17 protein-coding genes are annotated in these 20,050 nt (G+C 68.9%); 2 read left to right on the forward strand and 15 right to left on the reverse strand.

Annotation, left to right across the window (positions count from 1 at the left end; genetic code table 11):
• Positions 1–157 precede the first annotated feature (157 nt).
• The 14 genes from ABIN76_RS07415 to dinB all read right to left on the reverse strand — a co-directional run bounded on the left by ABIN76_RS07415 (position 158) and on the right by dinB (position 17,804).
• The gene (locus tag ABIN76_RS07415) at positions 158–1,084 is read right to left on the reverse strand and encodes a cell division protein FtsQ/DivIB (protein ID WP_346959062.1); all 927 of its coding nucleotides are present in this window, start codon (positions 1,082–1,084) and stop codon (positions 158–160) included.
• Entirely contained in the window at positions 1,077–2,489 is a 1,413-nt protein-coding gene (gene murC / locus ABIN76_RS07420) for a UDP-N-acetylmuramate--L-alanine ligase (RefSeq protein ID WP_346959063.1), read from the reverse strand. Before murC ends, ABIN76_RS07415 begins: the two co-directional genes overlap by 8 nt.
• 129 nt (positions 2,490–2,618) lie before the next feature.
• On the reverse strand, positions 2,619–3,749 hold the full coding sequence (gene murG, locus ABIN76_RS07425; RefSeq protein ID WP_346959064.1) for an undecaprenyldiphospho-muramoylpentapeptide beta-N-acetylglucosaminyltransferase: 1,131 nt from the start codon (positions 3,747–3,749) through the stop codon (positions 2,619–2,621).
• Positions 3,750–3,754: 5 nt separating this feature from the next.
• On the reverse strand, positions 3,755–5,290 hold the full coding sequence (ftsW, locus tag ABIN76_RS07430) for a putative lipid II flippase FtsW (RefSeq protein ID WP_346959065.1): 1,536 nt from the start codon (positions 5,288–5,290) through the stop codon (positions 3,755–3,757).
• A gap of 2 nt (positions 5,291–5,292) precedes the next feature.
• Positions 5,293–6,894, reverse strand: a complete 1,602-nt coding sequence (gene murD / locus ABIN76_RS07435; RefSeq protein ID WP_346959066.1) for a UDP-N-acetylmuramoyl-L-alanine--D-glutamate ligase — start codon at positions 6,892–6,894, stop codon at positions 5,293–5,295.
• Positions 6,876–7,985, reverse strand: a complete 1,110-nt coding sequence (gene mraY, locus ABIN76_RS07440; RefSeq protein WP_346959067.1) for a phospho-N-acetylmuramoyl-pentapeptide-transferase — start codon at positions 7,983–7,985, stop codon at positions 6,876–6,878. Before mraY ends, murD begins: the two co-directional genes overlap by 19 nt.
• Positions 7,982–9,505 (reverse strand): UDP-N-acetylmuramoyl-tripeptide--D-alanyl-D-alanine ligase, encoded by a 1,524-nt coding sequence (gene murF, locus ABIN76_RS07445; protein WP_346959068.1) that lies wholly within the window; start codon positions 9,503–9,505, stop codon positions 7,982–7,984. The genes mraY and murF overlap by 4 nt, the downstream gene beginning before the upstream one ends.
• 6 nt (positions 9,506–9,511) lie before the next feature.
• Positions 9,512–11,185, reverse strand: a complete 1,674-nt coding sequence (locus ABIN76_RS07450) for a UDP-N-acetylmuramoyl-L-alanyl-D-glutamate--2,6-diaminopimelate ligase (RefSeq protein WP_346959069.1) — start codon at positions 11,183–11,185, stop codon at positions 9,512–9,514.
• A gap of 112 nt (positions 11,186–11,297) precedes the next feature.
• Positions 11,298–13,100: a penicillin-binding protein 2 gene (locus tag ABIN76_RS07455; RefSeq protein WP_346959070.1), complete on the reverse strand. Its 1,803-nt coding sequence runs from the start codon at positions 13,098–13,100 to the stop codon at positions 11,298–11,300.
• A gap of 45 nt (positions 13,101–13,145) precedes the next feature.
• Positions 13,146–13,808, reverse strand: a complete 663-nt coding sequence (locus ABIN76_RS07460; RefSeq protein WP_346959071.1) for a hypothetical protein — start codon at positions 13,806–13,808, stop codon at positions 13,146–13,148.
• Positions 13,805–14,806, reverse strand: coding sequence for a 16S rRNA (cytosine(1402)-N(4))-methyltransferase RsmH (gene rsmH, locus ABIN76_RS07465; RefSeq protein ID WP_346959072.1), 1,002 nt, complete (start codon positions 14,804–14,806; stop codon positions 13,805–13,807). Before rsmH ends, ABIN76_RS07460 begins: the two co-directional genes overlap by 4 nt.
• A gap of 224 nt (positions 14,807–15,030) precedes the next feature.
• The gene (gene mraZ / locus ABIN76_RS07470; RefSeq protein WP_056740915.1) at positions 15,031–15,459 is read right to left on the reverse strand and encodes a division/cell wall cluster transcriptional repressor MraZ; all 429 of its coding nucleotides are present in this window, start codon (positions 15,457–15,459) and stop codon (positions 15,031–15,033) included.
• Between the two features lie 402 nt (positions 15,460–15,861).
• Positions 15,862–16,233, reverse strand: a complete 372-nt coding sequence (locus ABIN76_RS07475) for a DUF3040 domain-containing protein (protein ID WP_346959073.1) — start codon at positions 16,231–16,233, stop codon at positions 15,862–15,864.
• Between the two features lie 332 nt (positions 16,234–16,565).
• Positions 16,566–17,804 carry a DNA polymerase IV gene (dinB, locus tag ABIN76_RS07480; protein WP_346959074.1) on the reverse strand — a complete coding sequence of 413 codons (1,239 nt, stop codon included), beginning with the start codon at positions 17,802–17,804 and terminating at the stop codon, positions 16,566–16,568.
• 73 nt (positions 17,805–17,877) lie between these two features.
• Between dinB and ABIN76_RS07485 the strand changes: the two genes are divergently transcribed.
• Positions 17,878–18,420: a hypothetical protein gene (locus ABIN76_RS07485; RefSeq protein ID WP_346959075.1), complete on the forward strand. Its 543-nt coding sequence runs from the start codon at positions 17,878–17,880 to the stop codon at positions 18,418–18,420.
• Complete coding sequence (locus ABIN76_RS07490; protein ID WP_346959076.1) at positions 18,417–19,511, forward strand: polyprenyl synthetase family protein; 1,095 nt, start codon at positions 18,417–18,419, stop codon at positions 19,509–19,511. The genes ABIN76_RS07485 and ABIN76_RS07490 overlap by 4 nt, the downstream gene beginning before the upstream one ends.
• Positions 19,512–19,609: 98 nt before the next feature.
• Here ABIN76_RS07490 and ABIN76_RS07495 read toward each other — a convergent pair whose 3' ends face one another.
• Entirely contained in the window at positions 19,610–19,963 is a 354-nt protein-coding gene (locus ABIN76_RS07495; RefSeq protein WP_346959077.1) for an Rv2175c family DNA-binding protein, read from the reverse strand.
• Positions 19,964–20,050: the final 87 nt, after the last annotated feature.

Consider the following 20,050-nt stretch of genomic DNA (forward strand, 5'->3'; position numbering starts at 1 on the left):
TGCAGAGGACATTCAATAACCGGCTCCGCGTGTCGCGGGAATACCGGGAAAATGCCCTCTGTTTCTGCTTTTTTGCCGCTGATCGGCGCCGCCGCGTCCCCGCGGCGGCGCCATTGTGCCTATACCCCGGCCGCGGGCCGGGGTAAGTGACGGAGAGCTATCGGGTGACCGGATGGCGCGGCACGCTCACGTCGTAGACCGCGACCGGATTTTTCGGATCCGCCGGGGCTTTCAGCAGGGCCGAGAGCACCCTGGCTTTCAGTTCCTTGTCCCCCGCGTTGCCCCAGATGATCGTCCTGCCGTCCACGAGCTTGAGTTCGACGGCGTCCGCCGATTTGGCCGAGGCATCGGAAAGCCGGGCCAGGACATCCGGCGGGAGCGCACCGAGCACCGCGGTGACGGCGTGGAACAGGTCCTTGGGCAGCGCGCCCCGGCCGCCGTCGATCACCGGAAGTTTGATCGATGCGGGATCCTTCGTTGTGCCCAGCTGGACGCCGTCGACGTCCACCAGCTGGTAGAGCGCTCCCTGCTTGACCAGCGCCACGGGCACGCGCTCGGTGATCCGCACCTGCAGCGTCGAGGGCGGCCGGGCCTGCGTGGTGACCGCCTTGACCTGGACCAGCGGCCGCAACAGCCGGCCCACCTCGTCATCGCTGATCTGCGGCAGGGGCTTGCCCTGCAACGGCGCCAGGGCCGCCTTGACCTGATCCGCGGTGAGCATCCGGGTGCCCTGCACGGTAACCGTCTGGACGGCCAGCCACGGCGAGTAGATGGCCGCCGCCACGATCGCCGCGGCCAGCACTGCGATCGCCGCGACCGTGCTGAGGATGATCCGGCGGCGCCGCTTCGCCTTCGGTTCCGGGAAGGCGAGCACGTTGCCGCGTTGCGTCTCTGTTCCCCCGGCCCCGGCCCCGGCCGGGTTGACGGCTGAGGGTGCCGGGCCGGACGGCTTGGGGGCTAACGGATCCCCGGCTGCCGGGTCTGCCTTGGACGCCGAGATGACGTCCTCCTGCCCGGCTGCCGGCCGGCCGGAAGCGGAGCCGCGCGGCCCGGACGGGTAGGCGGGCCGGCGCGTGCTAGGCATCCGGCGCCCCGAGGGTCAGTGCGTCGACGATGCGCGGCCCGTAGGCGGTCACGTCGCCCGCGCCGGCTGTGAGCACAATGTCCCCCGGCGCGGCGGCCTCGAGCACGGCCCGGACGGCCTCCTCGCCGGGACCGACCAGCCGTCCGCCGGGGCCGAGGTGGTCGGCGATGAGCTGGCTGGTGACACCGGGAATGGGATCCTCGCGGGCCGGGTAGATGTCGAGCAACAGGGCGGTGTCCGCGGCGTTCAAGGCGTCGGCGAACTCGTGTGCGAATTCCCGGGTGCGGGAAAACAGGTGCGGCTGGAACAGCACGTGGACCCGGTGGTCGCCGGCCACCGAGCGGGCCGCGGCCAGGGCCGCCCGCACCTCGGTGGGGTGGTGGGCGTAGTCGTCGTAGACCCGCACACCGCGGCCGGCGCCCTTGAATTCAAAGCGGCGCGAGGCGCCGGAGAAGTTGGCCAGCGCACCGGCGGCCGTTTCGGGGGCAACGCCCAGCTCCAGAGCCACCGCAAACGCCGCGGCGGCATTCAGGGCGTTGTGCCGGCCCGGGACCTGGAGCTCGACGGCGAATTTCCCCGCCGCGGTGGAGATCCAGACGTCGCCCGGGCCGCCGTCGTGCAGCACCACATCGGCGTCCGCCGCCGTGCCGTACAGGACCACCCGGGTGTTGCCGCGGTCCCGGGTGCGCAGCGCCAGGGCGCGGGCGCCGTCGTCGTCGGCGCAGGCGACCAGCAAGCCGTCCGCCGGGAGGAGTTCGGTGAAGCGGTCGAAGGAGGCGTAGACCGCCTCGGCCGTGCCGTAGAAGTCCAGGTGGTCCGGCTCGACGTTGGTGACGACCGCGATCTGCGGCCGGTAGTTCAGGAAGGAGCCGTCCGATTCATCGGCTTCAGCGATGAAGACCGGGGATGCTCCGGAGGCCGCGTTGACGCCCAGGGCGGGGACGTTGGCGCCGATGGCGAAGGACGGGTCCAGGCCGGCGCCCTGCAGGAGCACCGTGATCATCGACGTCGTAGTGGACTTGCCGTGCGTCCCCGCGACCGTGACGGCCGTGTCCTGCGCCATGGTGGCGGCCAGGGCCTCGGAGCGGTGCAGCACCGGCAGCCCGGCGGAGCGCGCCGCGGCCAGCTCGGGGTTGTCCGGGCGGATGGCTGAGCCGGCGACGACGGTCTGGGCGTCGCCCAGGTTCGCCGCGTCGTAGCCGACCGCGATCCGCGCGCCGGCCGCGGCGAGCTCGGCCATGACCGGCAGGTCCTTGGCGTCCGAACCGCTCACCGTTATGCCGCGGGCCACCATGATGCGGGCCACGGCGGACATCCCCACCCCGCCGATGCCGATGAAGTGCACGCGGCCCAGGGAGTCCTGGGTGCGGGCCGCCGGCGGTGTGCCGTTCTGGGCCTGGGTCATTGCTTTACCGCTTCCTGCCTGCTGTTCACTGTCGCTGCCGTTGAATGTCGCTGCCGTTTGATGTCGCTGCCGGGTCGTTGCCCGGGATTTTGCCGTCCTGGTCGTGGTTGCCTGGTCATAACTGTCTGGTCATGACTGCCCGGCGGTGCGGCGGGGCGTGGACTGCGCGGCTTCCAGGACGAGGGCGGCCATCCGCCGGTCCGCGTCCCGGATGCCGAGCTGCTCGGCGGCCGCGGCCATCGCCTCCAGCCGCGGGCGGTCGCCCAGCAACGCGGTGATGTGCCCGCTGATCCAGGCAGCGTCGAAGGCGCTGTCCTCAACCAGGAGGGCGGCGCCGGCGTTGACCAGGCCGGCGGCGTTGAGCGCCTGTTCACCGTTGCCGATCGGGAGCGGGACGAAGACGGCCGGAACGCCGACGGCGGCGACCTCGCAGACGGTCGCGGCGCCGGAGCGGGCCAGCAGCAGGTCGGCGGCGGCGTAGACCAGTTCCATCCCGTCCACGTACTCGACCTGGCGGTAGCCGGGCGCTGCCAGCGGTTTGCCCTGGGCGTCGTGAACGGTCTTGCCGCGCCCGGTGATGTGCAGCGTCTGGATGCCGGCTTCGGCCAGGGCGTCGACTGAGGCGGCGATGGCGCGGTTGATGCTCTGTGCCCCGGATGAGCCGCCGGTGACGATCAGGGTTGGTTTGTCCTGGTCCAGGCCGAGCGCGGTGCGCGCGGCGGACCGGGCAGCGGACCGGTCCAGGCCGGAGATCTCGCGGCGCATCGGCATGCCGACGTGCCGTGCCCCGCGCAGCCTGGTCTCAGCGAACGCGACGGCCACGTGGCGGCTCAGCCGGGCTCCGACGCGGTTGGCGAGCCCGGGCCGGGTGTTGGCCTCGTGCACGACGATCGGAATCTTGCGGCGCCACGCGGCAAGGTACAGCGGGGTGCAGACGTAGCCGCCGACGCCGACGAGCACGTCAGCCCGGGCGTCGTCGAGGATGGATCCGGCCTGCCGGACGGCGGCGGCGAGCTTGCCCGGGAGCCGCACCAGCTCCATCGACGGCTTGCGCGGAAACGGGACCCGGCTGACCGTGGCCAGTTCCAGCCCGGCGGCGGGCACCAGCCGGGCCTCCATCCCTCCCGGGGTGCCGACGGCGAGAAGCTGGGCGCCGGGGTTGACCTCACGCAGGGCATTGGCGATGGCGAGCAGCGGGCTGATGTGCCCGGCGGTGCCGCCGCCGGCAAGGACGACGGACAGGGGCGACTCGGTCTTCATGGGGGCTAGGTACGCTTTCGTGCGGGGTTCTTGGGAGCGGGCGTCCGGGTGCCAGGCCGCCGGACGGCAGTGCTGCCGGCCGGGGGCCGGGCCGCAGCGCCCGGGGCCTTGGTTGTCTGGGCTTTGGGCGCGGTGGCCTTCGGGGCTTGGGTGCGGGCACCGGCCGGACGCTTGGCGTCCCGCCGCGCGGCCGCTTGCTTGCGTAGTACTTTGGCGAAGCCGGCGGGCCCGAACTTGAACATTCCCTTCGGCTGCATGTCCGGTTCCATTTGGGCCCGGGCCAAGGACAACACTACGCCGATGGCACAGAGCGACATGAGCAAGGCCGAGCCGCCGTAGGAAATGAACGGCAGCGGGATGCCGACCACGGGGAGCAGGCCGGTGACGACGGCCATGTTTACGGAGGCCTGGCCGAGCAGCCACACCATGATGGCGCCGGCGAGGACCCGGTGGAACAGGCCCTGCTGCGCCACCACAACGCGGTAGATGGCCGTGCCCAGGATCGCGAACAGGATCAGGACCACGATGGTGCCGATCAGGCCGAGTTCCTCGCCGATGATGGCGAAAATGAAGTCGTTGTGGGCTTCCGGGATCCAGCTGTATTTTTGCCGGCTCTGGCCCAGTCCCACGCCGAACCACCCGCCGGAGGCCAGGGCGTAGAGGCCGTTGGTGGACTGGTAGTTCACATCCGAGCCGTCCGCGCAGGTCTGGCCGGTCCAGGACAGGATGCGGCAGACCCGGTTGGGGCTGGTGATGGCGAGCACCGCGGTGCCGACGGCCAGGACCACTCCGGCGATGCCGAACAGGTAGAGCCGCACCCCGGCGAAGTAGAGCGCGGCGGCTGTGATCAGCATGACGATCATCGCGGTGCCGAGGTCGTTGCCCATCAGGATCAGGCCGATGACCCCGGCCGCTCCCGGGAGCACCACCGGGATCAAGGCGTGTTTGGCCTGATGCAGGAGCTTGGCCTTGGCATTCAGCACCGTCGCCATCCAGAGGGCGAGGGCCAGCTTGGCCGCCTCGGAAGGCTGGAAGGTGAAGGGTCCGACGTCGATCCAGTTCTGGTTGCCGAGTGCGCTGCGGCCCACCAGGAGCACCAGGACCAGCAGGACGAAGGCGGCCAGGATGGCGGCCCAGGCGCCGCGTTTGAGCCAGACGACGTTGACGCGGGAGAGCACGAACATGCAGAACAGGCCGATCGCGGCGAAGAGGCTCTGCTTGCCGGCCGCGGTGTAGGCCGACTCCCCCGCCGCGATCGCCTCCACGCTCGACGCGGACAGCACCATCAGGATGCCGATCGCGGTCAAGGCGAGGGTGGAGCCCAGGATGAGGTAATAGGTGGAGCCGTTACGCGACTTGCCGGTGCCTTCCAGTGCCGCCCAGAAGCCGCGGTACCAGCCGCGGACCTTGGCAACGGGCGTGGGACGGGGCCCCGCATCGGCCGCCGCGCCGGCGGCGGTGCTGCCTGCTTTCCCGGCTGGTTTTCCACCTGCGGTGGAGGCCGTCCGTGCCGCGGCGGGACGGGTGGGCGTGCTGACCATTGCTACTCCTCGGTGGTCTGAGCCTGCCCTTCCACGAGCTCGCGGACAGCTTCGATGAAGGCGTCGCCACGGTGAGCATAGGAAGAGAACTGATCCATGGATGCAGCTGCCGGGGCCAGCAGCACAGTGTCCCCCGGGGCGGCCAGCTGCGCCGCCGATGCTACGGCCCGTGCCATCACAGTCTCACCGAAGATCGGTGAGGGGGCTGCGTGGGCGTGGGCCGGTTCGGCAGTCTGCACGTCTTCAGTCTCGCCCTTGGCCTGGCCGATCACGGGGACATCCGGCGCGTGTCGCTGGAGCGAGGCCAGCAGGTCCGACGAGTCCGCGCCGATCAGCACCACGGCCTTGAGTCGGGCGGCGTTGTCCCGGACCAGTGAGTCGTAATTCACACCCTTGGACAGTCCTCCGGCGATCCAGACCACGTCCTGGAACGCGGACAGCGAGGCCGCCGCTGCGTGCGGGTTGGTGGCCTTGGAGTCGTTGATCCAGAGCACACCCTCGTGCCGGGCGACGGGCTGGATGCGGTGGTCCCCCGGCAGGTAGTTCTGCAGCCCCTGGCGGACGGCGGACGGTTCGACGCCGTAGGCCCGGACGAGGGCGGCCGCGGCCAGGGCGTTGGCCACCATGTGCCGGGGCGCCACCGGACCCAGATCGGACATCGCGGCCAGCTCGGCGGCGCTGTCCTTGCGCTCCGGGATGAACGCACGGTCCACCAGCAGGCCTTCGACGACGCCGAGCATGCTGATCGCCGGCGTGAGAGTGGTGAAGCCTACCGCGCGGCAGCCCTCCACCACGTCGGCGGCTTCGACCATCCGCTCGGTTTCGATCTGCTCGGCGTTGTAAACACACGCCTTTTGCGTGCGCTCGTAGACCTTGGCCTTGTCCGCCAGGTAGGAGTCGTAGGAGCCGTGCCAGTCCACGTGGTCTTCGGCGACGTTGAGGCAGACGCTCGCGACCGGCGACACGGAGTGGCTCCAGTGCAGCTGGAAGCTGGAGAGTTCAACAGCGAAGACGTCATAGTCCACCGGGTCGCGGAGGGCGTCCAGGATCGGCGTGCCCACGTTGCCGACCGCGATCGCCTTCAGGCCCGCGGCCTGCAGCATCGATTCGGTCAAGCCGACGGTGGTGGTCTTGCCGTTGGTGCCGGTGATCGTGAGCCAGTCCGCGGTCTTGCGGCCCTGGCGTTCGCGCACCCGCCAGGCGAGTTCGACGTCGCCCCAGACCGGGATGTGCGCCCGCGCGGCAGCGGCGAGCAGGGCCTGGTCGGGCCGCCAGCCGGGTGAGGTGACGATCAGTTCGGGCTTTTCGCCGTCGACCCTGGGCACCGTGTCCACGGCGTCCTCGCCGAGGAGCACGTCGGCGGCGCCGACAATCCGGAGGGTGTCCGCCTGGGCGCGCGCCTTGGCGCTGTCCGCGGCATCCACCACGACCACGCGGGCGCCGAGCTCAATCAGGGTGTCCGCGGCGGCGAAGCCGGAAATACCAATCCCGGTGACGACCACGCGGAGCCCGGCCCAGTTCGAGTCCCAGCTCGTCAGGTGCTCCAGCCGCGGCGAGCTGGACAGCGGTTCAGGAATAATGCCGCTCACAGCAGGACCACCCATTCGGCGTAGAAGATGCCCAGGCCGGCCGCGACGAAGAGCCCGCAAAGAATCCAGAACCGGACCACGACGGTGACTTCCGCCCAGCCTTTGAGTTCGAAGTGGTGCTGCAACGGGGCCATCTTGAAGAAGCGCTTTCCCTTGGTGATCTTGAAGAAGCCGACCTGGATGATCACCGAGAGGGTGATCAGCACGAAGAGGCCGCCGATGAAGGCGAGCAGCAGTTCGGTGCGGGACAGGATCGCGAAGCCGGCGACGGCGCCGCCGATCGCCAGCGACCCGGTGTCGCCCATAAAGATCTTCGCCGGGGACGTGTTCCACCAGAGGAAGCCGACCAGCGCGGCGCTGAGGATGGCCGCGAGCAGGGCGAGGTCGAGCGGATCGCGGACGGTGTAGCAGCCGGCGCCGGCCTGGCGGGGAGAGCCGCAGGCCTGGTTGCTCTGCCAGATCCCGATGATCGTATAGGCACCGAACACCATGACGGACGCGCCGGCGGCCAGTCCGTCGAGGCCGTCGGTGAGGTTCACCCCGTTGGTGGCGGCGGTGACGATCAGGTTGGACCAGAGCACGAACAGGATGGCGCCCAGCACGGTGCCGCCGAACGCCAGGTTCAGCCACGGGATATCGCGGACCAGGGAGATCTGGTATGACGCCGGCGTGACGTTGTTTTCGTCCGGGAAGTTCAGGGCGAGGATCGCGAAGATGATGCCCACCGCGGCCTGCAGGATCAGCTTGGCCTTGGCGTTCAGGCCCAGGCTGCGCTGCGCGGAAATCTTGATGAAGTCGTCCAGGAACCCCACAAGACCCATTCCTACCATCAGGAAGAGCAGCAGCAGGGCGGAGGCCGACGGGCCCGGCGAGCGGGGGTTCATCATCCACATCACGAGGTGCGTGATGCCGTAGCTGACCAGCACCGCCACCACGACGACGGTGCCGCCCATGGTGGGGGTGCCGCGCTTGGTGTGGTGCGAGGTGGGCCCGTCGTCCCGGATGAACTGTCCGTAGCTCTTGTGGACGAGGAAGCGGATAAAGAGCGGGGTGCCCAGGAAGGAGAGCAGCAGGGCCAGGCCGGAGCCCATCAGCAGTGCAATCACGGCAGCGTGCTCCCTTCGGCGGTGGTCCCCGCGGTGGATTCAGCAGGGTTCCCGGCGGGATCCCCGGCGGCCGCATCCGGCGCCAGTGGGGGTAATGCTATCCGATCCCCCAGGTGGCGCAGTCCGATGCTGTTGGAGGACTTGAAGAGGACCAGGTCACCGGGCTCGAGTTCGGAGCGCAGGATCCCGTAGGCCTCGTCCACGGTTTCGGCGAACAGGCATTCGTCGCCCCAGGAGCCCTCATTGACCGCAGAGACGTAGAGGGCGCGGGCCTGGCGTCCGATCACCAGCAGCCGGGAGATATTGAGCCGGACCACCTGGGTGCCGACGGCAGTGTGCTCGCGGATGGAGTCTTCGCCGAGTTCCAGCATGGCGCCGAGCACGGCCCAGGTCCGGCGGCCGCGGCCCAGGTCCGCGAGCGTGCGCAGGGCGGCTCGCATGGACTCGGGGTTGGCGTTGTAGGCGTCGTTGATGATGGTCACACCGTCGGGCCGCTCGGTGCGTTCCATCCGCCAGCGGCTTGCCGCTGTCTGGGCGCTCAGCGAGGCGGCGATCTGCGCGCCGGGGATCCCCGCGGCGTGAGCCGCGCCGGCCGCGGCCAGCAGGTTGCCCACGTGGTGGGCGCCGATCAGCTTTGCCGAGACGTGGTGGCGGGCGCTGTCGCCCGGAAGCTGGAGGTCGAATTCCGGGTTGCCCGCGGCGTTCAACTCGACGTCCTCGGCCTGGACGGCGGCACCCTGGCCCTCCCGCGCGGCCTGCGCGGAGAAGCCGAGCACCGTAGCGGACGTCCGGGCAGCCATGGCGGCCACCCGGGCATCGTCCAGGTTCAGCACGGCCGTGCCGTCGGCGGGCAGGGCTTCGACCAGTTCGCCCTTGGCCAGGGCGATGTTCTCGACCCCGCCGAATTCGCCGGCGTGGGCGGTGCCGACGCCGAGCACGACGCCGATCTCCGGGCAGACCATGTCCGCGAGGTAGCGGATGTGGCCGATGCCGGTGGCGCCCATCTCGATCACGAGGTAGCGGGTCTCGAACCCGGCCTTGAAGACGGTCAGCGGGACGCCGACTTCGCCGTTGTAGGAGCCCTGCGGCGCGACCGTTTCGCCGTCTTCGGCGAGGATTCCGGCCAGCAGGTCCTTGGTGGTGGTCTTGCCCGCGGACCCGGTGATACCAATCACGGTGAATGCCGCTCCCCCGGCTGCGCGGCGGGCGCGGATCCGGCGGACCGCCTCGGCGGCGAGGGCGCCCATGGCCAGCACGGAGTCTTCGACGACGACGGCGGGGTAGTTGCGCCCGTCGGCGTCGGCGACGTCCCGCTGGACGAGGGCCAGGACAGCTCCGCGGTCGAACGCGGCGGCCACGAAATCGTGCCCGTCGGCGGCTTCGCCCGGCTTGGCCACATAGAGGGAACCCGCCGTGGCTTCGCGGGAGTCGGTCACCACAGAGCCGGGCGTGATGCCCGGTTCGGCGGCCAGCCGGCCGTTGGTTATTTCGGCGATCTCCGCCGCGGTAAATGCAATCATCTCGGTTTAGGACTCTATCCGCTGGTCATCGAGAACGGTGAATCCTCGTGCTGTCAAGGAGGAGCGCAGCTCCACCCGGTCATCGAGCGCCAGGTTGACGCCCTTTACCTCCTGCCAGACCTCATGGCCGCGGCCGGCGACCAGGATGGTGTCCTCCGGGGTGGCGAGTTCCACCGCTTTGCGGATGGCTGCGTCGCGGGGGAAAACCTCCAGGACGGTGCAGTCACCGTGTTCGCGGGCCTTGGCGTCGAGGGCGCCGGCCAGCACGTCGGCGCGGATGGCGGCGGCGTCCTCGTCGTGCGGGTCGTCGTCGCTGACGATCACAATGTCCGCGAGCCGGGCGGCGATGGCCCCCATCGCGGGGCGTTTGCCCTGGTCACGCTGGCCGGTGGCGCCAAAGACGATGATCACCCTGGAGCCCGGCTGCGGTGAGCGCACGGCCTCCAGGGCGCGGGCGAGGGCGTCCGGGTTATGCGCGAAGTCGACCACGGCGGCCGGGGCCGTTGCCACGAGCTGCATGCGGCCGGGGACGGCCACGGTGAAGGGGTCCGCGCTGTCGAGGGCGGCCTGCACCTGGGCCGGGGAGGCTCCTCCGGACAGCACCATGGCCGTGGCCAGGGCGGCGTTGGCGACGTTGAAGCTTCCGGGCAGGCCGGTGTGCACGCGGATCTCGGTGCCGTCCCGGTGCCGCAGGCCAAACTCGGTGCCGAGTCCGCGCGGCTGCGGGTCCACGACCCTCCAGTCCGCTGCCGGACCGCCTGCGTCGCGGTCACCTGCGCCGGTGTTCGCGTCGGGATTCGTGGAGAGCGTGGTGACCGGGATGCCTGCGCCGTCGGCGAGCTTCCGGCCCCATTCGTCGTCGACCGTCACGACGGCGGCGCGGGCGCGCTCCGCCGTGAAGAGCCGGGCTTTGGTCTCGAAATACTCGTCCATGGTCCCGTGCAGGTCCAGGTGGTCCTGCGTCAGGTTGGTGAAACCGGCGACGTCGAAGACCACGCCGTCGACCCGGTGGAAGGAGATGGCGTGAGAGGACACCTCCATCGATGCCGCATCGAGGCCGCGTTCGCGCATGAGCGCCAGCAGGGCGTGCACGTCGGTCGACTCGGGGGTGGTGAGCAGGCTGGGGATCGCTTCGCCGCCGGCCAGGATCTCGATGGTTCCGATCAGCCCGGTTTTCTGGCCCAGCGCCTGCAACAGGGAGTTGATGAAGTAGGTGGTGGTGGTCTTGCCGTTGGTCCCGGTGACCCCGTACAGGGCCGGCGACGCACCGTTCTCCGGCCGGCTCCGGTAGATCAGTGCGGAGAGGCGCCCCACCAGGCTGCGTGGCTCTGCGGCCAGCAGCACCGGCACCGAGATGTCGTTGGAGAGCGCCAGCAGGCGTGCCCCGGCGTCGTCGGTCAGCACCGCGACGGCGCCGGCGTCCACCGCCTGGGAGACGAAGTCCGCGCCGTGCCGGGTGGCGCCGGGGAGCGCTACGTACAGGTCCCCCGGCAGGACCGCCCGGGAGTTCAGCGAGATACCGGTCACCGGGACGGCGGCGGAGGCTCCGGGAACGACGACGCCGATCCACTCACCGATGGTTTCGAGCGGCACCGCGGTGACCGCCGTGGGCCGGAACGCCGACGTGGATTCCTGGCCGGACGGCGCGGCTGCCGCGTCCTGGGCATTGAGCTCTGACAAGGGGATCTCCGTTGCGGTGCTGGGGCGTCGGGCGCCGCGCGCGGAGAAAGGCTCCGCACGCAGGCCGTGCTGCGTGGAACTGGTTGGTGCTGCTGACTCGTGGTGCTGGATGCTACTTGGCGTACTGGGGCAGCCTGACCGGCTTCCCGGTGGACGGCTCGACGTTGTACGTGCGCAGCGTCTGGCTCATCACCGAACGGAAGACGGGCCCGTTGGTGATTCCGTAGATGCTGCCCTTGGGCCGTTGCAGGACCACTTCAACAATAAACCGCGGATCGTCCATCGGCGCCATCCCCACCATCGAGGCGGTGTAGCCGCAGAAACCGGACTTGCCGTCATCGCAGGGTGACTCGGAGGTGCCGGTCTTGGCCCCCACGCGGTACCCGTCAACCGCGGCGTCCTTGATTTCGCCCTCGGTGACTGCGCTTTCCAGGATGTCGCGCACCTGCCGGGCGGTGTCCTTGGATACGACCTGCCGGCTGGGCTTGGCCGGGACCTTCTCCTCGGTACCGTCGGGGCTGATGTAGCTGTCGATCAGGCGCGGCTGGAGCATCACGCCGCCGTTGGCGATGCTCTGGTAGGCGCGGACCGTTTGCAGGGTCGACTGGGCAACGCCCTGGCCGAACAGCACGGTGTACTGCTGGCGGCCGTCCCACTGGTCGGCGGGCGTCAGGATGCCCTTGGCCTCGGCGGGCAGGCCGATGTCCGGCGCCTCGCCGATGCCGAACTTCTGCAGCCAGTCATGGCGCTTCTGCTTGCTGAGCCGCTGGCCCACCATGACCGTGCCGGTGTTCATGGAATAGCCGACGATGCCCGCCAGCGTGCGTTGCTCAGTGCCGTGTTCGAAGGCGTCAGTGAAAGTCTGGCCGTCCACGGTGTACGTCGGCGGAATGGTGAATTTGTCCAGCGGGCGCGCGGTGCCCTCCTCGATTGCGGACGCGGCGGTGATCATCTTCTCCACCGAGCCCGGCTCGTAGGCGGCGGTCACCGCCCGGACGCCGCGGTCCTTGGCGGCAACCTTGCCGGGGTCATTGGGGTCCGGCGCGTCGGTGTCCGCCATGGCGATGATGTTGCCGTTTTTGGCGTCGGCGACGACGATGATGCCCCACTCGGCGCTGAGTTTGTCCTTCTGGCTCTGGATGGCCTGCTGGGCGAAGTACTGCAGGTCCGAGTTCAGGGTGAGCTTGATGTCCTTGCCGTTCACGGCCGGCGTGAACTGGTCCACGCCCACCGGGATCCGCAGCCCGTCGGCGCCGATTTCGAAGAGCCGCTTGCCCGCGGTGCCCCGGAGCACCTCGTCCTGGGTTTGTTCGAGGCCGGCCTGGCCGGTGGTGCCGTCCTTGAGGAAGCCCACGATGCCGCCAGCGACGGAGCCGTTGGGGTAGACCCGCTTGCTGGTGCCCTCGGTGACGATGCCGGGGATCTGAAGCTTGGATATGCGGTCCTCGACGTCTGGCCGGATGTCCTTGGCCACAATGTAGTAGCGCGACGTCCCGGTCAGCGCCGCCTTGAGGTCTTCCTTTTTCATGCCCAGCACCGCGGCGAGCTCTTCGATGCCCTGGTCCCGGGAGATCTTCACGACCGTGTCCTTGCCGTCGACCTTCTCAAGCCGCGGGAAGGATTCGGTGTTGGTGTTCACGGTCTGGTCCACCACGACGTTGTAGCGGATCACGCTGCTGGCCAGGACCGTGCCCCGGGAGTCAAGGATGCTGCCGCGCTCCGCGGGCAGCTCAATCGGCTTGAGCCGGTTCTGCAGTGCCGCCTCGGCCATGCCGCCGACGTCGAGGCCCTGGACCAGGAAGAGCTTCCCGCCGACCACCAGCAGGAGCGAGAGCATGATCCCCAGCCCGAGCCGCAACCGCCGCGTGGCGCTCGGCGTCTTGCCTATGCGTGCCTTGCCGGTGTTCTGCGCCACGATGTTTCCTTGCTGCTTGCCTGGCTGGTCGGTTGGTCCCGTCCGCTACTTACCGGGGGCCTTCTGCGCGGGGGCGGGGACGGATCCACCGTGCAGGTCTACGGCCGGGGCGGGCGCCTTGACGGCCGGGGCCGGCGCGGCCGGTGCGGCGGCAGCGGGGGCGGTGCTGGGCTCGGCCGGCCTGCGGTTGAGCAGCGGCTCGGCCTCCGACACCGAGGGAACCACGTTGATCTGGCCGGCGACGGCCGGTGCGGCAATAACGGCGCCCGGTGCGTCGCCCTTGACGGCCGCTTTGGCCTTCCCGGTGACGGACAGGGTGGACAGGTCGATCTGCCCCTTGCCGGCGGAGGCCACCATGCCCAGTTCCGTGGCCTTGGCGGCCAGGTTCTGCGGGGCGTCGAAATTCTGTACCTGCTGGGTGAGGTCCTGGTTCTGCTTGGTCAGCGTGGTCTGTTTGGCCCGCAGCTGCACCAGCTGGTACTGCGCCGAGGAGACGGAGATGTTCAGGACCAGCACCGCCATCAGCGCCAGCGCCAGGATCCCGAAGCACATCACGACGAACGGTGCCCGCCGTTTGCGCGGAACAGTCCGGACGACGGAGAGCGGGGTGCGGGATTTGCGGACCGGCGCGGCCGGGTGCAGGTCCGGGAGCGCACGGGCCGTGGCAGCGGTGGCAACGGGGAAGCTGTTGACGGCGGCGGTGCTCATGCGACTCTCCTGGCTTTGATGCGTTCCACGGCGCGGAGCCTGGCGGAAGCGGCGCGTGGGTTTTCTGCGATTTCTGCGGCGGTGGGCACCTCGGTGCCTTTCGTCAGGGTCTTAAGTTCGGCCTTGTGTTCCTCGAGCTCCACCGGGAAGCCGAGCGGGGCCGAGGACTTGGAGCCGGCCTGGAAGACCCCCTTGACGATCTTGTCTTCCAGCGAGTGGTAGGACATCACTACGACCCGGCCGCCCAGGGCGATCGCGGCCACGGCTGCCGGGATGGCACGCTCCAGGACTTCGAGTTCCTCGTTGACCTCGATCCGGAGCGCCTGGAAGGTCCGCTTCGCGGGGTGGCCGCCGCTCTTGGCAGCACCAGCGGGTACGACGGCGCGGATGGTCTCAACGAGTTCCCCGGTGGTGGCGAAAGGCTTCTGCGCCCGGGCCGCCACAATCCGGTTGGCGATCCGGCCGGCGAACTTCTCCTCGCCCCACTTCCGGATGATCCGGACGAGGTCCTCTTCGCTGTAGTTGTTGACGACGTCGGCGGCGGTCTGGCCGCGGCTGGTGTCCATCCGCATGTCCAGCGGCGCGTCGAAGGAATAGGCGAAGCCGCGTTCCCGCTCATCCAGCTGCAGGGAGGAGACGCCAAGGTCCATCAGGATGCCGTGGACCTCGTTGAAGCCCAGGTCCGCCAGGACCTCGGGGATCTCGTCATACACCGCGTGGACCAGGTCGATCCGGTCGGCGAAAGGCGCCAGGCGTTCCCCGGCCAGGGCGAGCGCCTCCTCGTCACGGTCGATGCCGATCAGGTGCAGGTCCGGGAACCGCTGCAGCATCGCTTCGGAGTGGCCACCCATGCCAAGCGTGGCGTCGACGACGACGGGCGTCTCGCCGCGTCGTCGGGCCGCTTCGAAAGCCGGTGCCAACAAATTGATGCACCGGTCCTTGAGGACCGGTACATGGCGTTCGGACGTAGGCTTCGCCTGGTTGGAGTCGTCACTCATGCCTGCGTCCTTTCGTTGCTCGGAGTGGCTGTCAGGTCCTGCTGGGGATTGTGCTGCTTGGTCCTGCTATGCGGCCTTGCTGCTTCTTGATCCAGATCCCCATCCGCGCCTACCCTGCGGTCCGCCTGGCTCCGGGGAAGTGAGCCAGGTGAACCGCCGGATGGGCGGCTGGAGATCTCGGTCAAGAAACGGGTGGTGCTGGTGGTGCCGGCGCCCGCGGGGTTTTAGAGAATCCCCGGGATGGCGTCGTCGGTTTCCGAGAAGGCGGTCTCCTTTTCGGCCAGGTACTCATTCCAGGCCTGGGCGTCCCAGATCTCCGCCCGGGTGCCGGCGCCGATGACGGCCAACTCCCTGCCGAGACCTGCGTACTCCCGGAGCGCCGGCGGAATCGTCACGCGCCCCTGCTTGTCAGGTACCTCGTCGGAGGCTCCAGAGAGGAAAACGCGGATGTAGTCGCGAGCCTGCTTGGAGGAGATTGGAGCCTCCCGCATCTGCTCGTGAACCCGGCCGAATTCCGCCTCACTGAAGACGTAGATGCAACGCTCCTGGCCTCGTGTGAGAACCAGGCCGGCGGCAAGTTCCTCACGGAACTTCGCCGGGAGGATGATGCGACCCTTTTCGTCCAGACGCGGCGAATGTGTGCCGAGAAACACGGCCCACCGCCTGTCTGTTGTAGGAAGTCCAACGTCCCCTGTGCTGCCACTACCCTCTTACGTCCTCCACATTACTCCACTTCGCTCCCCCGTCAACGACATCCGGTGTTTTTTGACCCATTTCCGGCGCTTTTTCGCCCAAATGTTCCTTGGGAATAAAGGGAAGCGGGAAAAGTGGGGCGCAGTGGAGGGACTTGCGCCGCCCCGGCCGCGCGTCGGCTGTTGGCTAACCGCCGTTTAGGCACCCCAAAAGGGCTACACCGGAGCAGCCGGTCCAGGTTGCCCCGTGGAAGCGACGGGTTAAACGGCGAAAGACCCGCCGAAGCGGGTCTTTCGTGGTCTAAGGAAGTCTTAGTGGTGCGGAATGGAGGATTCGGTGCCGGCCGCGGACGCAGCCCTGCTTCAGGAGTCCCCGCGGTGCCGTTCCTCCCAGCGCTCCTCAAGGTTGCTCATAAAGGAACTGCGCGGTTTGCCGGGCTTTCCGCCGGCGGCGCCCGGCCTGGTCTTGCCGCTTGAGCTCCGCATGGTGGCGAAGTAAACGCCGGCGCCCATCACGACGAAGCCAAGCACGCCCACCAGAATGCTCTGCAACGAGACGCCCAGCAACAGCAGCAGGATGCCCGCGAGGGCGCCGAGGACCCCGATGACCAGGTGACGGGTGGACCAGGAACGACCCGGATCCGAGCCCATCGAACTGGCAAACTTGGGATCGTCCTCGTGCAGCTGCTTCTCAAGTTGCTCCAGCAACTTCTGTTCGTGCTCCGAGAGCGGCATCACGACCTCCTTAAGTCGGCCAACGTCCGGACTTGACGCGGCCTTTGTCCCTAAACCCCTAACGACCGGGCTTCCCGGCTGGTTCCCGCTTTCCGTTCCCATTTCCCGTCATTGGTGAAATGCGGATCCGCGGTTCCCTGTGAGGTGTTTAGTTGGCTGGCCGGCAACCCGAACGTTTGATCCGGTCGTTCTAAAACTACGTATATCTAAGGATAGTTTGTTGCGCCCTGTTCTGAAAGACGCCAGCCCTGCTCCGCGGCGCCGGGAGGGCCCTTGCGCGCAGCCGGATCCGCACCCCGCCCGGGACGGCCTGGTTCCCGCAGAACGTGAGTTCAGCCGGGGCCGGGTCCCGGGTCCAGCAGCCGGGCCGGGAGGACCGATTTGTTGCCGAACTTGCGGGTGACGCGGTCCAGCGCCTGCTCGGCCGCGCGCCAGTTGTCATCACGGCGGTCCAGGCTAAGCTGCAGCGGCGCCTGGGCGGCTTCCTCGAGCTGCTCCGCCCGGATTCCGATCAGGCGCACCGTCATGGGCCGCTGGCCCACGGATTCCAGCAATTGCACCGCGACGCCGTAGAGCAACTGGGCGCTGTCGATCGGGGTGCTAACGGTGCGGCTTCGGGTGATCGTGGAGAAATCCGCGTAGCGCAGCTTGAGCGCCACGGTCCGGGCGTGCATGCCGGCACTCCGCAGCCGCTCCGCCGTGCGGTGCGAGAGCCGCAGCAGCTCGCGGTGCAGCTGCGCGTCGTCGGCCGTGTCCACCGCGAACGTCTCTTCCGCCCCGATGCTCTTTTCCAGCCGGACGGGGGTCACCGGCCGGGGATCGATCCCCCAGGACAGGCGGTAGACGTGCTCGCCCGTGGCTCCGAGTATCTTCCGCAGGGACGGCAGCGGCGTCGCAGCCACATCGGCGACGGTCCGGATGCCCATCCGGGCGAGCACCTCCACGGTCTTGGCGCCGACGCCCCAGAGCGCGTTGACCGGCAGGGTGTGCAGGTAAGGCACCGTCTCGTCCGGGCCGATCAGCAGCAGGCCGTCCGGCTTGCACCGGGTGGACGCGATCTTGGCGACGAACTTGCTGGCCGCAATTCCTACCGACGCCGTAATGCCCAGCTCGCCCTCCACCCTGCGGCGGATCAGTTCGCCGATTTCCCGGGGCGGGCCGAGGCGCCGGATGGCACCGCCGACGTCGAGGAAGGCCTCGTCAACGCTCAGCGGCTCCACAAGGTCGGTGATCGACCCGAAGATGGCCATGATCTGGCCTGAGACTTCGTAGTACAGCTTGTGCCGGGGTTCGATGATGATGGCCGAGGGACACATCCGCGCCGCGACTGCCATCGGCATCGCGGACTTGACGCCGAACTTGCGGGCCTCGTAGGACGCCGACAGCACCACGGACCGGTCCGCGGGGTAGCCGACGATCACGGGCCGGCCCTTCAGCTCCGGCCGGCTGCGGAGCTCCACCGAGACAAAAAAAGCGTCCATGTCCACGTGCAGGATGCTGCTGCGGCGGAGTTCGCGAAGCCTGGCTTCGCTGTTCTGTTCCCCACGCTGATTTTCGCTGTCCTGCCCCACACATCAATCCTAGCCGCAGCGACTGACTAAACTGGAGGCTGAATCCGGCGTCAACACCAGGAGGAATACCCCCGTGAAGGTTATTGGAGAGCGCAACCGCGCCGTGACGGCAGTGGCCGCCGCCGGCGCTTTGCTGGCCCTGGCCGCGTGCACCCCCGCCCCCGGGGCCACAACGGCGTCGTCGCCGACGGCCTCGGAGTCAACGTCCGTGGCACAGTCCACCGCCCAGGCCTCCGCCACGGCCCCTCCCAGCCCCTCAGCCGAACCCGGCACTTCCGCCACCGTGGGCGCCCTGGTGGAAGGTTTCCCGAAGACCCTGCTCCCGGTGATGCCGGGCGCCCAGGTGGAATCCAGCAGTTTCGACAAGACCGACACCCCGGCCACGGTCGCCCTGGTGGCAAAAATCAGCTCCCCGGCCGCCGGAGTCGTGGCCTTCTACAGCAAGAAGCTGGAGAGCCAGGGGTTCAAGGCCGTCCCCGGCGAGAAAGTCGGGTCGGTGGCCTCCAAGGACTTCCTGCGCGGGGGCAACGAAACGGTGAACCTCGCCGTCGTGGAGACGGCCGGCGTCTCCACTTTCACCATCGGCGCCAACGTCGCCGCGAAGTCCGTCAAGTGAGCCTGGCCGAACAACTCCGGGTGGAGCAGACGGACTTCGTGGCCGCCGTCGCCGGCAAGCTGACCGACTTCCTGACCGCCCGCACCGCCGTCATGTCCGCCATTTCCCCGGACATCGATCCCTTGATGGGCTCCATCTCCAACCTGGTCACCGGCGGCAAGCGCCTCCGCGCCCTGATGTGCTACTGGGGCTGGCGCGGCGCGGGCGGCGACGCCGGGGCCGGCGAAGTGGTCACGGCCGGCTCGGCGCTGGAGCTGTTCCAGGCCGCCGCGCTGATCCACGACGACATTATTGACCGGTCGGACACCCGCCGGGGCGGCCCCAGCGTGCACCGCCGCTTCACCGAGTTGCACGCGAGCCAGGGCTGGGCCCTGGACCCGGAGCGCTTCGGCCACGCCGCCGCCATCCTGACCGGCGACCTCTGCCTGTCCTTCAGCGAGGAGTCGTTTACCGAAATCGGCGACCGGGCCGCTTCCGGCAGCCAGGCCCGCCTCATCTTCAACCTCATGCGTGCGGAGGTCATGGCCGGCCAGTACCTGGACATCCTCGAGGAGGTGGCCGGGCCGCGCCGCGACCGCGCTGGCGCCGTCAGCCGGGCCCAGTCGATCATCCGCTTCAAATCGGCCAAGTACTCCACCGAGCACCCGCTCGCCCTCGGCGGTGCGCTGGCCGGCGCCTCGGACGAGCTGCTGCGCGGCTACTCCGCCTTCGCACTCCCCCTCGGCGAGGCGTTCCAGCTCCGCGACGACGTGCTGGGAGTCTTCGGCGACCCGGTCACCACCGGCAAACCGGCCGGCGACGACCTCCGGGAGGGCAAGCGCACCGTGCTGGTGGCGTTCGCCCTCGACCAGGCCGCGCCGGCGGAATCGAGCTTCATCGATGCCAAGCTCGGCAGCCCGGACCTGACCGCCGGGGATGTCGAGGAAATCCGCCGGATCATCGTCGACTGCGGTGCGCTGCAGGCCACCGAGGTCCTGATCGAGGAATTCGGCCGGGCCGCCTTCGACGCCCTGGACCTGCTGCCGCTGGACGAGCTGCCCAAGACGGCGCTCCGCAAGCTTGCCGAGGCCGCGGTCAGCCGCACCGCTTAGCCAAGCGCTTGGCCGGGCGGCAGGCCAACCCGGGTACAGCAAAGGCCGTGCACAGCGCCAGGCGCCGTGCACGGCCTTTGTGTCAACGGGAAGGAGGCCTACCAGGCCATGGTCTGGGCGCGGCGGCGGATTTCCGTCTTGCGTCCTTCGCGCAGCGCGTCGATCGGACGCCCGCGCAGGGACTCGTCCGGGGTGAACAGCCACGTGATGAGTTCTTCGTCCGAATAGCCGGCGTCGGAGAGGACAACGATCGTGCCCTTCAGGCTCTCCACGGCGTGGCCGTCCTGGATGAACGCCGCGGGAACCGAGCGGATCCGCCGGTCACCGATCCGGATCGCCGCCAGCGCGCGTTCGTCCAGCAGGGCATGAACCTTGGTGATGGAAACGTTCAGCAGCTGGGCTACGTCGGGCAGGGGCAGCCATTCGCCTACAAGGCTTTCTACAGTACTCACGGATCAAGATTGCCATGCCGGAGCGGAATGCGCCTAGTCAGCCACGACCCGCCGCCGCGACCTCTTAATACAGTCGTACTTAGTACG

Source organism: uncultured Arthrobacter sp. (assembly GCF_964021775.1).
GTDB lineage: Bacteria > Actinomycetota > Actinomycetes > Actinomycetales > Micrococcaceae > Arthrobacter.